19 protein-coding genes are annotated in these 15,433 nt (G+C 72.2%); 13 read left to right on the top strand and 6 right to left on the bottom strand.

Annotation, left to right across the window (positions count from 1 at the left end; translation table 11 throughout):
* Window positions 1-152: 152 nt before the first annotated feature.
* The 3 genes from EI169_RS16740 to EI169_RS02820 are packed head-to-tail and all read left to right on the top strand — an operon-like array spanning window position 153 to window position 1,029.
* Window positions 153-473 carry a hypothetical protein gene (locus EI169_RS16740; protein WP_125130804.1) on the top strand — a complete coding sequence of 107 codons (321 nt, stop codon included), beginning with the start codon at window positions 153-155 and terminating at the stop codon, window positions 471-473.
* The gene (locus EI169_RS02815) at window positions 470-787 is read left to right on the top strand and encodes an SDR family NAD(P)-dependent oxidoreductase (protein WP_125130806.1); all 318 of its coding nucleotides are present in this window, start codon (window positions 470-472) and stop codon (window positions 785-787) included. The genes EI169_RS16740 and EI169_RS02815 overlap by 4 nt, the downstream gene beginning before the upstream one ends.
* Window positions 787-1,029, top strand: a complete 243-nt coding sequence (locus tag EI169_RS02820; protein ID WP_125130808.1) for a hypothetical protein — start codon at window positions 787-789, stop codon at window positions 1,027-1,029. Before EI169_RS02815 ends, EI169_RS02820 begins: the two co-directional genes overlap by 1 nt.
* A gap of 49 nt (window positions 1,030-1,078) precedes the next feature.
* Here the strand turns inward: EI169_RS02820 and EI169_RS02825 are convergent, their stop codons facing one another.
* A complete protein-coding gene (locus EI169_RS02825) occupies window positions 1,079-2,413 on the bottom strand; it encodes an HNH endonuclease signature motif containing protein (protein WP_125130810.1) in 1,335 nt (444 codons plus the stop codon).
* A gap of 590 nt (window positions 2,414-3,003) precedes the next feature.
* On the opposite strand from EI169_RS02825, the gene EI169_RS02830 reads away from it, so the two are divergent.
* Window positions 3,004-3,435, top strand: a complete 432-nt coding sequence (locus tag EI169_RS02830) for a hypothetical protein (protein WP_125130812.1) — start codon at window positions 3,004-3,006, stop codon at window positions 3,433-3,435.
* 22 nt (window positions 3,436-3,457) lie between these two features.
* Here the strand turns inward: EI169_RS02830 and EI169_RS16745 are convergent, their stop codons facing one another.
* The 3 genes from EI169_RS16745 to EI169_RS02840 form a co-directional block, all read right to left on the bottom strand.
* Window positions 3,458-3,781: a hypothetical protein gene (locus EI169_RS16745; protein WP_240640572.1), complete on the bottom strand. Its 324-nt coding sequence runs from the start codon at window positions 3,779-3,781 to the stop codon at window positions 3,458-3,460.
* Between the two features lie 135 nt (window positions 3,782-3,916).
* The gene (locus tag EI169_RS16750; RefSeq protein WP_240640574.1) at window positions 3,917-4,354 is read right to left on the bottom strand and encodes a GPI inositol-deacylase; all 438 of its coding nucleotides are present in this window, start codon (window positions 4,352-4,354) and stop codon (window positions 3,917-3,919) included.
* A 43-nt stretch (window positions 4,355-4,397) separates the two neighbouring features.
* Window positions 4,398-5,894, bottom strand: a complete 1,497-nt coding sequence (locus EI169_RS02840) for an aldehyde dehydrogenase family protein (RefSeq protein ID WP_125130814.1) — start codon at window positions 5,892-5,894, stop codon at window positions 4,398-4,400.
* A 199-nt stretch (window positions 5,895-6,093) separates the two neighbouring features.
* Here EI169_RS02840 and EI169_RS02845 point away from each other — a divergent pair, with 199 nt between their 5' ends.
* From EI169_RS02845 to EI169_RS02865, 5 genes are all read left to right on the top strand, one after another.
* Window positions 6,094-6,327, top strand: coding sequence for a hypothetical protein (locus EI169_RS02845; RefSeq protein WP_125130816.1), 234 nt, complete (start codon window positions 6,094-6,096; stop codon window positions 6,325-6,327).
* 112 nt (window positions 6,328-6,439) lie between these two features.
* Window positions 6,440-7,279, top strand: a complete 840-nt coding sequence (locus tag EI169_RS02850) for a helix-turn-helix transcriptional regulator (RefSeq protein ID WP_125130818.1) — start codon at window positions 6,440-6,442, stop codon at window positions 7,277-7,279.
* Between the two features lie 89 nt (window positions 7,280-7,368).
* Complete coding sequence (locus EI169_RS02855) at window positions 7,369-8,316, top strand: SDR family oxidoreductase (RefSeq protein ID WP_125130819.1); 948 nt, start codon at window positions 7,369-7,371, stop codon at window positions 8,314-8,316.
* An 84-nt stretch (window positions 8,317-8,400) separates the two neighbouring features.
* A complete protein-coding gene (locus EI169_RS02860; RefSeq protein WP_125130821.1) occupies window positions 8,401-9,375 on the top strand; it encodes a Gfo/Idh/MocA family oxidoreductase in 975 nt (324 codons plus the stop codon).
* A gap of 120 nt (window positions 9,376-9,495) precedes the next feature.
* Entirely contained in the window at window positions 9,496-9,666 is a 171-nt protein-coding gene (locus EI169_RS02865; RefSeq protein WP_125130823.1) for a CsbD family protein, read from the top strand.
* A 66-nt stretch (window positions 9,667-9,732) separates the two neighbouring features.
* Here EI169_RS02865 and EI169_RS02870 read toward each other — a convergent pair whose 3' ends face one another.
* Window positions 9,733-10,089: a MerR family transcriptional regulator gene (locus tag EI169_RS02870; RefSeq protein ID WP_125130825.1), complete on the bottom strand. Its 357-nt coding sequence runs from the start codon at window positions 10,087-10,089 to the stop codon at window positions 9,733-9,735.
* Window positions 10,090-10,158: 69 nt separating this feature from the next.
* Here EI169_RS02870 and EI169_RS02875 point away from each other — a divergent pair, with 69 nt between their 5' ends.
* Complete coding sequence (locus tag EI169_RS02875; RefSeq protein ID WP_125130827.1) at window positions 10,159-11,052, top strand: prolyl oligopeptidase family serine peptidase; 894 nt, start codon at window positions 10,159-10,161, stop codon at window positions 11,050-11,052.
* 16 nt (window positions 11,053-11,068) lie between these two features.
* Here the strand turns inward: EI169_RS02875 and EI169_RS02880 are convergent, their stop codons facing one another.
* Window positions 11,069-12,109 (bottom strand): LacI family DNA-binding transcriptional regulator, encoded by a 1,041-nt coding sequence (locus EI169_RS02880; protein ID WP_240640575.1) that lies wholly within the window; start codon window positions 12,107-12,109, stop codon window positions 11,069-11,071.
* Between the two features lie 161 nt (window positions 12,110-12,270).
* Here EI169_RS02880 and EI169_RS02885 point away from each other — a divergent pair, with 161 nt between their 5' ends.
* From EI169_RS02885 to EI169_RS02895, 3 genes are read left to right on the top strand one after another with little or no spacing between them, the layout of a single operon-like run.
* Window positions 12,271-13,641 (top strand): extracellular solute-binding protein, encoded by a 1,371-nt coding sequence (locus EI169_RS02885; protein WP_125130830.1) that lies wholly within the window; start codon window positions 12,271-12,273, stop codon window positions 13,639-13,641.
* A 2-nt stretch (window positions 13,642-13,643) separates the two neighbouring features.
* Window positions 13,644-14,612: a sugar ABC transporter permease gene (locus EI169_RS02890; RefSeq protein WP_125130832.1), complete on the top strand. Its 969-nt coding sequence runs from the start codon at window positions 13,644-13,646 to the stop codon at window positions 14,610-14,612.
* Entirely contained in the window at window positions 14,609-15,433 is an 825-nt protein-coding gene (locus EI169_RS02895) for a carbohydrate ABC transporter permease (RefSeq protein WP_125130834.1), read from the top strand. Before EI169_RS02890 ends, EI169_RS02895 begins: the two co-directional genes overlap by 4 nt.

Below are 15,433 nucleotides of genomic sequence, written 5' to 3' on the forward strand. Positions count from 1 at the left end.
GTGCGTCAGTCCCGCCCGGGCAGGAACGCATGCCGAACCGCCGTCCGCAGCGCACGGCGCCGGCGATCGTGTGCACTCCGGGCGTCATCGGGAGTGGCCGCGGAGGTGACGCTCGTCGGCGCCCACGCCAAAGAGAGCGCGACGACGAGGTCATGGACCTCCGCCGGCGAATAGTCGGCGCGGATATCGCCCCGCTCCTGCGCGGTGCGGATCGCGGCGCGCTTCGGTGCGTCCAGTTCCACCTGAAGCACGCCATCCACGCCGACCTGCGCGCCGTCGCGCGACCGGTGACCGACCGGCAGCGGCGGCAAGCGATCTTCGAGTACATCGTCGACGACTTCAATCAGCCCCACAATCCGGCGATCGTGCGACAGCCGCAGCGTGTCGAAGACTGGCTCGCCGGCAGTCCTCTCCTCGAGATCGTCTTTCCGGATCTGCCGGCTGATGCGACGGTCGAGGGGATGCGACGATGAGCCCTGACCCGCGCGTCGCGATCGTCACGGGCGCGTCCAGCGGCATCGGCCGTGCCGTGGCCCTCGCGCTCGCGCGCGACGGCCACCACGTGCTGGCGGTCGCTCGGCGGCAGGACCGGCTCGACGAGCTCGTGCGCGCGGGGGGTGCTGACGCGGCCGGCGGCGGCTCGATCTCGCCGTTCGTCGCGGACGTGACCGCCGAGGGCGCGGGCGGCGAGATGGTTGCACGAGCGCTCGAGCGCCACGGGCGGCTCGACGTCCTGGTCAACGCCGCCGGATACGGAGTCAACGCCGCGTCCGAGAGCGCGGGCTGATGGAGTCGTGGCGGAAGGAGTTCGCCGCGCGGGACGTGCGGTTCACGACCGTGCACCCGGGCGCGGTCGCGACGGAGTTCGGCGGCGATCAGGCGTTCATCCGCGACTGGTACGAGGACATGGAGCGGCGCGGCGCCGTCATCCGACCGGAGGACGTCGCCCGGGTCATCGCGCTCGCGCTCGACCTCCCGCGGGAGGCGTCGTTGTCCGAGATCACGGTCCGTCCGACGCGACAGGCCTGATCGCCGAGTCCGGTCGGCGGCGCGCGGCCGACGCCGGGGCGACGGGCGTTCAGAAGGGTGGGTCGCCGGGTGGGGGGTCGGGTTCGTCTCGGAAGATGACGTATCGCTCGGGTGGGTCGGTGGAGACTTTGCCGAGGGGGCTGGTCCAGCGGATGCTGCCGTCGCGGAGCTGCACCGGTTTCCAGGGTTTCTCGGTCTTGAGGGTGTGGTGCCTCTTGCACAAGCACGCGAGGTTGCACGCGTCGGTCGTCCCGCCGAGGGCCCAGTCGCGGTTGTGGTCGCGGTCGCAGTGCCGGGCGGGGCGTCGGCATCCGGGGAATCGGCAGTGGATGTCGCGGGCGGCGAGGTAGCGGTCGAGGTTCGCGGGTCGCCGGTAGGTGTCGGTGGCGAGCACGTGTCCGTGGATGGGGTGGGTGAGGATCCGCTCCCACGACGGCGCCTGAGCCAAGAGACAGCGGGCGGTGTCCGCATCCACCGGTGTCGCGCCGTCGAGGGCGGCACCGCGGTCAGCGAGCCCGGCCGCGGTCAGCGCGGGGATGACGATCGACGCGCGCGCCTGGATGGCGGCGAGCCCGCCGTGCGGGCCGCTGATCGCGCCGGTGGTGGGGTCGATGCTCGGTCCGCCGGTCAGGAGCAGGTCGATGGCGATGTCCGCGCGGATCTGGTCCAGGTTCCGCTGGTCGTAGACCGCGTCGTCATCCTCGGTGTCACCCTCGGGCGCGGCGACCTGCGCGGTCTTGGTCTCGTGGGCTTGCTGGGTGAGCCGGTCCCAGATGCCTTCGGCGAGGACGGTGGGCGCGATCATGCCCAGTTCGGACATGCCCTCGCCCCGGCGCTGCATCCACACCGTCCGCCCCTTCACCGCCTCCCGGTGCCGTTCCGTGATCGACCGGGGGTGGAGTTCCTGGGCGACCTGTTCGGCGAACGCCCTCGTCCGCGGCGCGGTATCCCGCAGCGCCCGCTCCAGCACGACCGTCTCGTACAGCGCGCGGGTATCGGGGTCGGTCAGCGCCCGTCCGGTCTCGACGATGACCATCGCGTGCCGCGCCGAGATTCGGCTTTCCGCGAGGGCATCGAGGGTCGCCGGATAGCCGTCCACCAACTCCAGGGCCGCGTGCATCCGGTTCTGCACCGCCCGGTCGTTGACCCGGGTCGCGAGTCCGATCTCAGTGGCGATCGATCGTTCTTCGAGTTCGCGCATCCGCCTCTCGGCCGACTGGTGAGCGGCACGCTTGTTCGCGATCCGCAGAGCGGCGGCGAGGTCGCAGATTTTCGCCGCTTCGATCTCGGCGATCGCTTCGTCGGCCGCGACGAGCCGGTCCACGATGCCCGCGAGCGCGGCGTCATCCTCGTCAGGATGAGCGATGCTCGCAGTGTCGATCATGTGCCTACTGTTGCACCAACCTCCGACATCGCTCCGGCCGTTGAGCCGGCCCTTCGACAAGCTCAGGGACCACCCTTCGACAAGCTCAGGGACCACCCTTCGACAAGCTCAGGGACCACCCTTCGACAAGCTCAGGGACCACCCTTCGACAGGCTCAGGGACCACCCTTCGACAAGCTCAGGGACCGCCCTTCGACAGGCTCAGGGACCACCCTTCGACAAGCTCGGGAGCGCCCTTCGACAGGCTCAGGGACCACCCTTCGACAGGCTCAGGGACCACCCTTCGACAAGCTCAGGGACCGCCCTTCGACAGGCTCAGGGACCACCCTTCGACAAGCTCAGGGACCACCCTTCGACAAGCTCAGGGTCCGGAGCTCTTCGTCTCGGTCGACCCACTCCTCGTTCAGGCTGCGAGCCCGCTACCCGGACCTGAGCGAGGGGAGCGAGACGAAGCGTCACCCCGCCGATCGCGAGCACGAGCCGGCGGGCTGCTGCGCGCTCCGCGGCTGACCCGCCCGTCATCCTCGCGACGGGTGCGGATGCATCGCCCGACGGACGCGGCGCCCCAGCGCGTCTTCGTACCGTCGGAGCATGAACACACGACGCACGGTCGGCGCCTCGGGCGCAGCGGTCGCGGGCCTCGGCATGATCCTCCTCACCGTCACGGGCTGCGCGCTCGTCAACGACGTCGCCTACGGGCGCGCCGAGAGCTCGTCGGCGAATCCGACCGAGCTCGCGCAGGTCCGCGGCGGCGAGCTCTCGTGGCTGCCCGCGGACGCGACCGACATCCAGAGGGTGGCGTCGACGCGCTCCGACGCCGAGTCGCTCGTGTTCGCGAGCGCCTCCGGACCCACGGGGTGCGAAGACGTCGAGCGCCGGTCCGCCCCGACCATGGTGGTGGCGGATGCGCCGGACGTCTACACGTTCTCGCGCGTGCAGCTGTGCGGCGCGTGGGCGGTCGTGTCGGCGGACGGTGTCTCCTACGCGTGGACCCCCGCGACCGAGGCCGACCCCGAAGGGTGACGCTCGAGAAAGACCGGGGCGGTCACGCCAGAGCGTCGTCGATGAGCGCGAAGACGTCGGGATCCCACGTGAGCGCGCGCTTACACGGGAGCCCGAACAGGTCGGCGAAGAAGATGCTGTGCACGTCGGGCACGCGGTGTACGCGCCGGCGCGGTGCGACGGCGATCTCGACCTCCTCGCCGAGGGCGCTGCGCAGCGCGACGAGACCGTCGTGCGGCCAGAGTCGTGCGGGCTCTGCCCGGGCGGCGAAGTGGTCGCCGCCGACGAGCGTCACCTCGACGTCGTCGGGAAGCCCGCGCTGCCGCGCGTTCCAGCCGTCCGCACCCGCGAGGAAGCGGTGGCTCACCTCGTCGGCCGCCCCTTGGGATACGCGGTCGGCGTAGTCGAGCGACTGCTGCAGGATCGCCGTGGTGGGCTCGTCGCCCTGGGCATCTTCCAGCGCGATCTCGCCCGCCCGGATGTCGCCCAGGAGCGACCCGGTTCACGGCGTGCCGAGGGTGATGAGCCGCGACACGGCCGGGCTCGCCGCATCCGCCCGCGCCAGCGCGGCACGGGAGAACAGTCCGCCCATCGAGTGCGCGACGACGTCGACGGTCTCGATCCCGTGCGTGGCGGCCACGTGCCGGAGGAACGACGCCAGGGCGATGCCGGCGTCCTCGATCGTGCCCGCGGCGTTGATCGTGAGCTCCGCGGGCAGCACCTCGGAGACGTCGGCGAAACCCTGCCAGCCGGCGTCCTCCGTGACCCTGCCGGGCCCGATGCGGGCCGGCGCGGTGAACACGGCACGGCCCCGGCTGAGCAGGTGCGCCCGGATCGCCGACATCGTGTTGCCCGCGGGCAGCCCCGTGCGGGCGGCGGCGTCCGGCGTCGTGAACGGCGTGACGGCAGCACCGCCGGAGACCAGGACGATCGCTCTCACGGCACCATCCTGCCCTGCCGTCCGACGAGCTTTCGACCGGCGCTCAGAGCGGGTACTGCCCGGGCTCGCGGCGCATCGTGATCCAGCGGGTCTCGGTGAACGCGTCGATGTTCGCCTGCGCCCCGCCGTGACGCGACCCCGTGCCCGAGGCGCCGACGCCGCCGAAGGGCGCATTCGCCTCGTCGTTGACGGTCTGGTCGTTCACGTGCACGATGCCCGACGGGATGCGCTGCGCCATCTCCCACCCCGCGAGCGCGTCGGCCGTGACGATGCCGAGCGAGAGCCCGTACTCGGTGTCGGCGGCGAGGGCGATCGCCTCCTCATCGGTGGCGAAGGACACGACCGAGGCGACGGGGCCGAACACCTCGTCGCCGTAGGCGGCGGCGTCGCGCGGCGGGTTCGCCAGCACCGTCGGGCGGTAGAAGAGGCCGTCGTACGTGCCGCCCGCGGCGAGCCTGGCGCCCTGCGCGACGGCGTCCTGCACGAGCGTGTGCACGCGGTCGCGCTGCACCTCGTCGATGAGCGGGCCGAGGTGCACCTGACCGGCTGCGGGGTCGCCGACCGCCATCGAGTCGGCTTTGGCGGCGAGCTTGTCGACGTACGCGTGGAAGAGCGACTCGTGCACGATGTGCCGGCCGACCGTCATGCAGATCTGTCCCTGGTGCAGGAACGCGCCCCAGGTGGCGAGGTTGACGGCCTTGTCGACGTCGGCGTCGTGGCGCACGACGAAGGCGGAATTGCCGCCGAGCTCGAGGTGCGCACGCGTGAGGTGCCGCCCGGCGAGCTCGCCGACCGCGCGCCCGGCGCGCGTCGATCCCGTGAACGCGACGACGCGCACGCGCGGGTCTGCGACCATCGCCTCACCGACGTCCGCCCCGCCCGGCACGAGCTGGAGGAGCCCCGCGGGAAGCCCCGCCTCCTCGAAGATCCGCACCATGCTGACGCCGCCCGTGACGACCGTGCGGGGGTCGGGCTTGAGCAGCACGGCGTTGCCGAGGGCGAGCGCCGGCGCCACGGCGCGGATGCCGAGGATGAGGGGCACGTTGAACGGGGAGATGACCCCGACCACGCCCACGGGCACCTGCTGCGCGAGCGAGAGACGCGGCTCCTCGCTCGCCAGGATGGACCCGAGCGGTGCCGAGGGAAGCGCGGCGGCCTCGTAGCACTCGGCGGCCGTGACGTGCAGCGCGAAGCCCGCGAGCGGCGGGATCGCCCCGACTTCGCGTACGTTCCAGCCCATGATCTCCTCGGCGTGCGCCTCCCACAGCTGGGCCGCCCGACGCAGAACGCCTGCGCGCACCGGATGCGGCGTGGCCGCCCACGCACGCTGCGCTCGCGCGGCGCCCTCCGCGGCGCGTGCGACGTCGTCGGACCCGGCGATCCCGACCATCGCGAGCGTCTCACCGGTGGCCGGTTCGACCGACGCGATCTCGCCGCCGGAGCCGGTCACCCACTCCCCGTCGATGTGGATGCGCCCGGCGAAGACGGCCGGGTCGAGGAGGGGAGCGGTGGTCGCGGGAGCGTCGGTGACGGTCGACATCGTGGTTCCTTCATCGTCGAGAGGAGTGTGATGGATGCGCGTGAATGCGTCTGCCGGAAGCGTACGTCTCCGCTGCCGCGAGCGCGAGGTTTTCCTGAGCGCCTCGCGGGCGCGCGCGTCAAGCCCCGGCCGCCCGCGGGCACGGGACTCCTAGAGTGCGCGGACCGCGGCATCCGCCGCCCGGCACCCGAGGAGCGCCATGAAGCAGCACGAGCGACGGCGCGCGAGCGCCGGTGTCGTGTGGGCGCGGGTCGAGGACGGCTTCCACGTGGGGAGCCGCTACGGCACGTACCTCGGTTCCATCGAGCGGTCCACGGACGGCTGGTACGACGCGTGCGACATGCGCTCGCGCCTCGTCGGTCGCTTCCCCACGCTCGTGTCGGCGATGTCGGCGCTGTCGGCGGAGCCCGCGATCCAGGCGCCGCGACGCTGACCCGCCGCGGCCCCCGCGCGGCCCAGCGCCCGCGGCGCTCGGCAGGGGTGGATCGGCGAGTCCTGGCGAGCGTGCACCGCGCGCGGTAGGAACAGAGGATGCGGAGCGCAGCGTGATCGATCGGGAGGCCCTCGCCGACTTCCTCCGGCGCCGTCGCGAGGCGCTCCAGCCCGAGGACGTCGGGCTGCCCCGCGGCCCTCGCCGCCGCACCGGAGGGCTCCGGAGAGAGGAGGTCGCCGCGCTCAGCCACATGTCGACGGACTACTACGCGCGGCTCGAGCGCGGCACCGGTCCGACCCCCTCCGAGCAGATGATGGCCGCGATCGCCCTCGGCCTGCATCTGAGCCTCGCGGAACGCGACCACGTCTTCCGGCTGGCCGGTCACCGGCCGCCGGAGCGCGGGACGGCGACGGATCACGTGAGCCCGGGGATGCTGCGGATCCTCGACCGTTTGGACGACACGCCCGCCGAGATCGTCACCGAGCTGGGCGAGACGCTGCGCCAGACCCGGCTCGCCGTCGCTCTCCTGGGCGACGCAGCACGGCGCACCGGCCCGGACCGCAGCATCGGGTACCGATGGTTCACCGATCCCGACGCGCGAGCCCCGTACCCCCACGACGAGCGCGTGGAGATGTCGCGCGTGTACGCCGCGGGGCTGCGCGAGCTGGTCGCCGCGCACGGCGCCGGCTCGCGCGCCGCGGCGCTCGCGGAGGGCCTGCGGGCGCGCAGCGACGAGTTCGCCCAGCTGTGGGAGCGCCACGAGGTGGGCGCGCGGCCGCCCGAGCTCAAGCACTTCCACCACCCCGACGTCGGCGACCTCGCACTGTCGTGCCAGACGCTGCTCGACCCCGAGCAGTCGCACCGGCTCCTCGTCTACACGGCCGCACCCGGCACCGACAGCGCCGAGAAGCTGCGGCTGCTCGCCGTGCTCGCCCCCGCCGCGCTGCGCTGAAGGGTGGATCGGCGATCAGCGGCTGAGCGGGCACTGGTCGCCGTCGCGGATGCGCGCGAGCATCGGTGCACGCTCCCGAAAGGACACCCATGACCCGCTCCAGCAGCACCCTCCGCCTCCCCGACCTCCGCCTTCCCGACCTGACCGATCGGCTCGCCGTCGTGACCGGCGCCAGCGACGGCATCGGGGTCGTCATCGCGGCATCCCTCGCCGCCGCCGGCGCCGAGGTCATCCTGCCGGTGCGCTCGGTCGACAAAGGCGCGGCCGCCGTCGCCCGCATCCGCGCCACGGTGCCGGATGCGGCGGTGTCCACGCGCCCGCTCGACCTCGCGTCGCTCGACTCGGTGGCGCGATTCGTCGCGTCGGTGCAGGGCGACGCGCGTCCCCTCCACCTCCTCGTGAACAACGCGGGCGTGATGACGCCGCCGCATCGCCAGGAGACGGCGGACGGTCATGAGCTGCAGTGGGGCACCAACCACCTCGGGCACGCGGCGCTCACGCTCGGACTCCTGCCGCTGCTGCGCGCGGGCGCCGCCCGCGTCGTGCATCAGACGAGCATCGCCGCGCGCGGCGGCAGGATCGTGTGGGACGACCTCGACGGCGAGCGCGACTACGGCGCGATGACCTCCTACGTGCAGTCCAAGCTCGCCGTGGCTCTTTTCGGCCGCGCCCTGGAGCAGCGCAGCCGCGCGGAGGGCTGGGGCATCAGCAGCGCCGTGTCGCATCCGGGTGTGTCCCCGACGAACCTGCTCGCCGCGCAGCCGGGGCTCGGGCGCCCGCGGGAGACCGGGGCGCGCGGCGTCATCCGCGTGCTCTCGCGCCTGGGCGTGGTCGGCACGGTCGCCTCGGCCGCCGAGCCGGCGCTCCTCGCGGCGACGGAGCCCGACGCGGGCGACGCGTTCTTCGGCCCATCGCGCACGGTCGCTGGTCACGCGCGCCGTATCGAACCGTGGGCGCCGCTTCGCGACACCGCCGAGGTGCGCCGCGTGTGGGAGGAGACCGCGCAGCTCGTCGGCCCGCGCTTCGCCGTCGCCTGACCCCGTCGAGTGCCACGATACGCCGCATCCGCCCGCGCACAACGGCGTGCCGCGGACACTCGACGCCCGGCTAGCATCGGGCGGGTGACGCACACACGATGGGCCATCCTCGGACCCGGGGCGATCAGCCGCGACTTCCTCGCCGGCCTGCAGGCGAGCCGCTTCGGCGTGCTCCAGGCGGTGGGCAGCTCCGACCCCGACCGGGCGGCGGCGTTCGCCGATGCGGCCGGTGCGCCGGCATCCGGCGACTACGCCGCGGTGCTCGCACGCGACGACGTCGACGCGGTGTACATCGGCACCGTCCACACGGGGCACGCCGACCTCGCCGTGCAGGCCCTGGAGGCCGGCAAGGCGGTGCTGTGCGAGAAGCCCGCGGGCGTCGGCGTCGCGGAGGTGGAGCGGATGCTGGATGCCGCGGCGCGCACGGGGCGTCCCTTCGTCGAGGCGTTCAAGAACCGGTTCGGGCCGTGGGCCGACGCGCTGCGCGACCTCCTCGCCGACGACGCGCTCGGACGCCCGCTGCACGTCGAGGCCGCGTTCGGATTCGACGCCCCGACGCGCGAGGGAAGGCTGTTCGACCCCGCGCTCGCGGGCGGCGCGATCCTCGACGTCGGCTGCTACACGGTCTCCCTCGCGGTGCAAGCCGGTGCGGCCGCCGGCGGGGCGCTGTCCGTCGACGTCGTGGATGCCGGCGGCACGCGCGTCGCGGGGGTGGACGGCGACGCGTGGGCGCGGGTGCGCCTCGGCGCCGTGGACGCTCTGCTGCGCACGGCCGTGGTCCGCGACCTGCCCTCGTCCGCGCGCATCGTGTGCGAGCGCGGCGTCATCGAGCTGCCCGACGCGTGGGGCGAGCGCGCCGAGAGCGCGAGCCGGATCGTCGTGGTCGCCGACGGCCAGGACGCCGATCTGCGCGAGCTGCCGACCGTCCAGCCCATGGCGGCCGAGGCCGATGCGGTCTCCCTCGCGCTGCGTGACGGCCGCCAGGAGGCGCCGGAGATGCCGTGGGAGCACTCGCGGCTCATCGCGCGTGTGCTGGAGGAGTGGCGGGCCCGCATCTGACGGCCACGGATGCGGCGTAGCACCGTCGTGCCGTTCGCGCCACCCTTCCGGCCGACTCAGGACCGCGGCCTACCGTGTGTGCTCCGGGATCTTCCCGGGATCATGACGGAGGGAGCGATCATGGGACTCGACGACAAGATCAAGAACGCCGCTGAGGAACTCGGCGGCAAGGCCAAGGAGGCCTTCGGCAAGGCCACCGACAACGAGCGCGTGGAGCGCGAGGGTCAGGCCGACCAGACGAAGGCCAACGTGAAGCAGGCCGGCGAGAACGTCAAGGACGCCTTCAAGTAAGCGGCCGCTTCTCGAACGCCCCGTGCTCGCGCGCGGGGCGTTCGTCTGTGTGCGGGGATCGCGCCGTCAGGCCGCGGCCGCGGCGCGATGCCGCGCGAGGAAATCGTCGAGCGCGTCCCGCGTGGCGGTGAGTTCGGCGATCCGCGCGGAGAGCTCGTCGCGCACCGGCGCGAGCGCCGCGGCGACATCGGCGTGCACCGCGGGCGCGACCTCGCCCGCGCACGACAGCACCGTGCGAACGGTGTCGCGCGCGAACCCCATGCCGAAGAGCGCCTGGATCGCCGACGCGCGCGCGACCGCGCCCTCGTCGTACGTGCGGTAGCCGTTGTCCTCGCGCCGCGCCGTGAGCAGGCCCGTCTTCTCGTAGTGGCGCAGCGACCGCTGGCTGACGCCGCTGCGCGCGCTGAGCTCACCGATGAGCATCCGCTCGCTCCTCCTTGACCTTGACATGATGTCAGAGCTTAGCGTCGTCCCCGACGAGAGGACGCACCCGTGAGCGACGACATCAGCACCCAGGAGATCGAGGTGGGAGACCGCATCCGTACCTTCCACGTGGTGGACCGCCGACCCGAGCGCGAGCCGCGCCCGCTCTTCCTGGTCTTCCACGGCTCGCGGCAGGACGGCAGGGCCCACCGCCGCTTCACGGGGGCCGCCCTGGACGCCCTCGCCGAGGACGATGGCGCGATCGTGGCGTACCTGGACGGCTTCCGCGGCAATTGGAACGACGCGCGTGCCGAGAGCGCGTTCCCGGCTCGCCGGGAGGGCGTCGACGACGTCGGTCTCGCCCGCGCCGTCGTGGACGAGCTCGTGCGCACCCGCGGCGCCGACCCGCGGCGCGTGGTCGGGATCGGATACTCCAACGGGGGCCAGATGGTGATGCGCCTGCTCCACGAGGCGCCGGACCTCCTTGCGGCGGCGATCATCGTCGCCGCGACGATGCCGGTACCGGGCAGCTTCCGTCTCCCCGGCCCGACGCCGTCCGCGCGTCCCGTGCCGGTCACGCTCGTGCACGGAACGGCCGATCCGATCGCCCCCTACGCCGGCGGCCGCATGAACGCGCTCGCGCGCGCGCTGTTCCGTGTGGACGGCACCGTCCTCTCGGCGCCCGAGACCGCCGCGTACTTCGCCGAGCGCAACGGCATCCGCGCGGCACCGGCTGTGACGGCGGCGACACGAGTGCCGCGGGAGCGCCGGGGTGTCGCGATCGTCCGCACGCGCTACCGCGACGGCGCCCGCCCGCCGGTCGACCTCGTCACGATCGACGGCGGGGGTCATACGGTGCCCGGACCGCACGCCGGACCCCGGGTCGTCGGACGCACCGCGCGCGGCGTCTCGATCGCCGACCTCGCGCGCGACGCGCTCGCCGCGATCCCGGCGCCACGTTAGTCGCGTCGGGAGCGGATCAGGGTCGAGGCCGCACCGAAGCCCGTCGGCGCAACGGCATCGGGATCCGGTGGACCGCCGCGTCGGTGCCGTCGCCGTCGGCGGCGAGCACGAGCTCGATGGCGCGCTCGCCGAGCTCGTAGTGCGGCAGCGCGAACGTCGTCAGGCCCGGACGCAGCCACGTCGCCAGCTGATGATCGTCGAAGGAAACGATCGACATGTCCTCCGGCACGCTCAGACCCGCTTCCTGCAGCGCTTGGTACGCGCCGAAGGCGAGCCGGTCGTTGAAGGCGATGATCGCTTCGCCGCGCGCTCCGGATGCGAGCAGCTCACGCGTCGCGCTCCAGCCGTCCTGCGGCAGCCAGTCGTGGGCGATGCGGCCGGATGCGGGGGACACGCCCGCGTCCGCGAGGGTGGCGAGGATTCCGGCGAGGCGCTCGCGGCCGGCGACCGTCTCGTTCGGCAGGTCGTCGGCCTCGGGCCCGGCGCCGATGAGGTGGATGCGGTCGTGCCCGGCGTCCAGGAGCAGCCGCGCGGCGTTCTCGCCCGCCGCGTACTCGTCGGGCACGACCGAGACGACCGGCGCCCCTGTCGCGGGCAGGGCGTTCAGCATCACGGTGGCCGCGCCGTCGAGTAGAGCGGGAACCGCCCGCTCGCGTGTGAACATCGACGCGATGACGAACCCGTCGACCTGGCGGTCGAGCATGGCCTCGATGAGGCGCTCCTCCTCGGCCGGGTCGCCCTCGGTCTCGCCGATGAACAGCATGTAGCCGTTGCGGTGGGCGTGGGTGAGCGCGCCCTTGATCATGTCGCCGGCCAGCTGCGAGGTCGCGACCGTGTCGGAGATGAAGGCCAGCGTGCGGCTCGAACCGCTGCGCAGGCCCGTCGACACGGCGTTGGGGCGATAGCCGAGCTCGGCGGCGACCTCGCGGACGCGCGCCTGCTTGGCGGGGGAGATGCGCAGCTCGTCGCCGCGCTCGGAGAGCACGAGCGACGCCGTCGTCCGTGACACGCCCGCGGCCGCGGCCACGTCGGCCAGCGTGACTCTCCTGCGCCCCACGACGCCTCCTGTCCTGTGCGCGGCGCCGTCGCCGCATCCGCCGTTGACATGCTCGCATCCACCAGCGATGATGATCGGGCTAACTCGATTTAGCATCGCACTAACTCGATTTAGCCCAGACTACGCATCCAGTCCTGTTTCACCAATGGAGGGAGACACCGGTGTCTCGTATTCAGGATGTCCGCGTCCGTGCCCTGGCCGCGAGCGGCCTGCTCGTCGTGGCCGCATTCGCGGTGACCGCGTGCGCGCCGCCCGGCGGCGGCGGCCAGGCCGCGCCCACCGGATCGTCGGGGCCGGTCTACGGCGGCGGCGAGCCCACGTGCGGCACCGAGGACGTGACGCTCAGCATGTACGCCGAGACCGGCTTCCCCCTGCCGACGAAGCTCGCCGACGAATTCACGAAGCAGTACCCGAACGTGACCTTCGACATCCGCGAAGACCAGTTCGCCGTGATCACCCAGAACGCGCCGCGCGTGCTGCGCGACTCGCCGCCCGACCTCATGCGCCTGCCGCAGATGTCCGAGCTCGCGAAGGGTGGCCTGCTGAAGGACCTCGATCCCTATGCGGAAGTGTTCGGCTGGAACGACTGGCCCGCCTCGCAGCTGCAGCAGCTGCGGGTCGGCGAGGACGGCATCCGCGGAGACGGCCCGCTGTACGCGCAGGGCCTGAACTTCTCGATGACCGGCGTCTTCTACAACAAGGACCTCGCGGCGCAGATCGGGATGACCGAGGCGCCGCAGACCCTCGACGAGTTCGACGGCTACCTGCAGAAGGCCAAGGACGCCGGCATCGTGCCGATCGCGCAGTTCAACGGCGGCGCGACCGGCGGGCTGCTGTTCCCGCTCCAGGGCCTCATGGCCTCGTACGGCGAGACGGCACCGATCAACGACTGGATCTTCAACAAGCCCGGTGCCACGATCGACACGCCCGACAATCTCAAGGCCGCCGAGCACCTGCAGAAGTGGATCGAGGCCGGCTACTTCGCCCCCGACATCAACTCGATGGACTACTCGCAGATGATGAGCCGGTTCATCGACGGGCAGAGCCTGTTCATCTTCAGCGGCGATTGGGAGTCGGGCAACCTCGACACCCAGATGCCGGGCAAGGTCGGCTTCTTCCTGACTCCGCCGCTCGAGGAGGGCGGCCCTCAGGGCGCGATGTCGGCGCCGCTGACGTACGGCATCTCGGCGTACGCCGAGCAACCCGACTGCGCGGCCTTCTTCCTCAACTGGGTCGCCACGGACGAGACGGCGCGGACGATCACGGTCGAAGTCGGCGGCTCGCACCCGATGGGGCCGGCGGACGCCTTCATGCCCGAGGTCGCGGCCGACTCGGTGACGGCGGCCACGCTCGCGGCGGGCACGACGGTGAACGAGAAGAACGGCGCGATGGACTTCATCGCCAACGCCACGGGCGCCATCTACGCGCAGAGCTGGACGCCCAACGTGCAGAAGATGGCCGCGGGCGACCAGGATGCCGCGGGCCTGCTGAAGGCCGTGCAGGCCGACTACGAGAAGGAACTCGCCGGCTGACGATGAGCTCCTCCCTTCGTGCTGCGGCGCCGGTGCCCGAGCCCGGCGTCGCAGCCGCCACCCCTGCCCGTCCCCGCCGGCGCGCAGCGGCGCGCCGGCGGGCGACACGGCGCAGCCTCGGCGCGTATCTCCTCGTGCTCCCCGCCGCGGCGTTCTACATCGCGTTCGTCTTGCGTCCGATCGTCCTCACCGGTCAGTACTCGCTCTACGACTGGGACGGCATCAACTCGGCGACCTGGGTGGGGCTCGCCAACTACGCCGAGGTGTTCGCCGACCCGACGCTCGTGGGGGCGATCCTCAACTCGTTCGAGCTGATCATCTACTTCAGCTTCATCCCCGTGCTGCTCGGCCTGTTCGCGGCGAACGTGATCCGCTCGATCGCCGCCAGCCGCCTCGCCGTCGTCGCACGCACGGTGCTGTTCCTGCCGCAGATCATCCCGCTCGTGGCGGCGGGCATCATGTGGACGTGGCAGCTGTCCACCAACGGGCTCGTGAACCAGATCCTCGGGCTCCTCGGGCTCGGCGGCGTCACGCGCGCGTGGCTCGGCGACACCGACACTGCCCTCCCCGCGGTCGGCGTGATCGGCGCGTGGGTGCAGCTGGGGCTGTGCCTGCTGCTGCTCCTGGCCGGCATGACGAAGATCGATCCGAGCCTGTACGAGGCCGCGCGCATCGATGGCGCCGGTCCGGTGCGGGAGTTCTTCTCCATCACGCTCCCGAGCCTCCGCCAGGAGATCGCGGTGTGCGTCACGATCACGGTCATCTCGGCGCTCGCGAGCTTCGACATCATCTACATCTCGACCCAGGGCGGCCCGGCCAGCAGCACACTCGTGCCCGGCCTGCAGATCTACTACCTCGCCTTCTTCGAGCGGCACATCGGCGTCGCCTCGGCGCTCGGCATCGTCCTGATGCTCCTCGTCCTGATCGTCGTGCTGCCCCTGCAGCGCATCCTGAGAGGGCGCGACGCGTGATCGTCTCCGCCCGCGAGACGTGGCTCGGCCGCGCGCTCCTCGTGCTCCTCATGCTCATCACGGTGCTGCCGTTCCTCAGCCTGTTCGTCACGGCGCTGCATCCGCAGGGCACCTACCCCGGCGGCCTGAGCTGGCCGGACGAGCCGCACTGGGAGAACTTCGCCCTCGCGTTCCAGTCGGCCGACATGCTCGCGCTGCTGTGGTCGAGCGTGCTCATCGAGCTCGGCGTCGTGCCGCTGGCGGTCCTCATCGCGACGCTCGCCGGGTTCGCCCTCGGCCACCTCCGCCCCGCGGGCGGCCGGGGTGTGTTCATCGCGTTCCTGCTGGGCCTCACGCTGCCCTTCGAGGGCATCATCGTGCCGCTGTACTACCAGATGCGCGAGATCGGGCTCCTCAACACCCGGTGGGCCATCATCCTGCCGCTGGTCGGGCTGTTCATGCCCTTCGCGGTGACGTGGATGCGGGCGCACTTCGTCAACATGCCGAGCGACCTGTCGGAGGCGGCGCGGATGGACGGCGCCACGACGTGGCAGCTGTTCTGGCGAATCCACGTTCCGCTGTCGCTGCCCGCCCTCTCGTCGCTGGCGATCCTGCTCTTCCTGTGGACGTGGAACCAGTTCCTGCTCGCGGTCGTGCTCGTCGACGATCCCGCGCAGCGGACCATGGCGGGCGCCCTGGGCGCGTTCCAGGGTCAGTGGGGCACCGACATCCCGCTGCTGTGCGCAGGCTCGCTCCTGATCCTCACCCCCACCCTCGTGGTGTTCCTCGTGTTCCAGCGCCAGTTCGTGTCCGCCCTGCTGCAGGGCTCGCTGAAGGGCTGA

The sequence above is a fragment of the Microbacterium sp. 10M-3C3 genome, from assembly GCF_003931875.1.
In the GTDB taxonomy this organism is placed as follows: Bacteria; Actinomycetota; Actinomycetes; order Actinomycetales; family Microbacteriaceae; genus Microbacterium.

Bases quoted from the DNA above. Each gene is read 5' to 3' on its own strand.
- EI169_RS16740 (WP_125130804.1), top strand. From the start codon at position 153: ATGGACCTCCGCCGGCGAATAGTCGGCGCGGATATCGCCCCGCTCCTG.
- EI169_RS02815 (WP_125130806.1), top strand. From the start codon at position 470: ATGAGCCCTGACCCGCGCGTCGCGATCGTCACGGGCGCGTCCAGCGGC.
- EI169_RS02820 (WP_125130808.1), top strand. From the start codon at position 787: ATGGAGTCGTGGCGGAAGGAGTTCGCCGCGCGGGACGTGCGGTTCACG.
- EI169_RS02825 (WP_125130810.1), bottom strand. From the start codon at position 2,413: ATGATCGACACTGCGAGCATCGCTCATCCTGACGAGGATGACGCCGCG.
- EI169_RS02830 (WP_125130812.1), top strand. From the start codon at position 3,004: ATGAACACACGACGCACGGTCGGCGCCTCGGGCGCAGCGGTCGCGGGC.
- EI169_RS02840 (WP_125130814.1), bottom strand. From the start codon at position 5,894: ATGTCGACCGTCACCGACGCTCCCGCGACCACCGCTCCCCTCCTCGAC.
- EI169_RS02845 (WP_125130816.1), top strand. From the start codon at position 6,094: ATGAAGCAGCACGAGCGACGGCGCGCGAGCGCCGGTGTCGTGTGGGCG.
- EI169_RS02855 (WP_125130819.1), top strand. From the start codon at position 7,369: ATGACCCGCTCCAGCAGCACCCTCCGCCTCCCCGACCTCCGCCTTCCC.
- EI169_RS02865 (WP_125130823.1), top strand. From the start codon at position 9,496: ATGGGACTCGACGACAAGATCAAGAACGCCGCTGAGGAACTCGGCGGC.
- EI169_RS02870 (WP_125130825.1), bottom strand. From the start codon at position 10,089: ATGCTCATCGGTGAGCTCAGCGCGCGCAGCGGCGTCAGCCAGCGGTCG.
- EI169_RS02890 (WP_125130832.1), top strand. From the start codon at position 13,644: ATGAGCTCCTCCCTTCGTGCTGCGGCGCCGGTGCCCGAGCCCGGCGTC.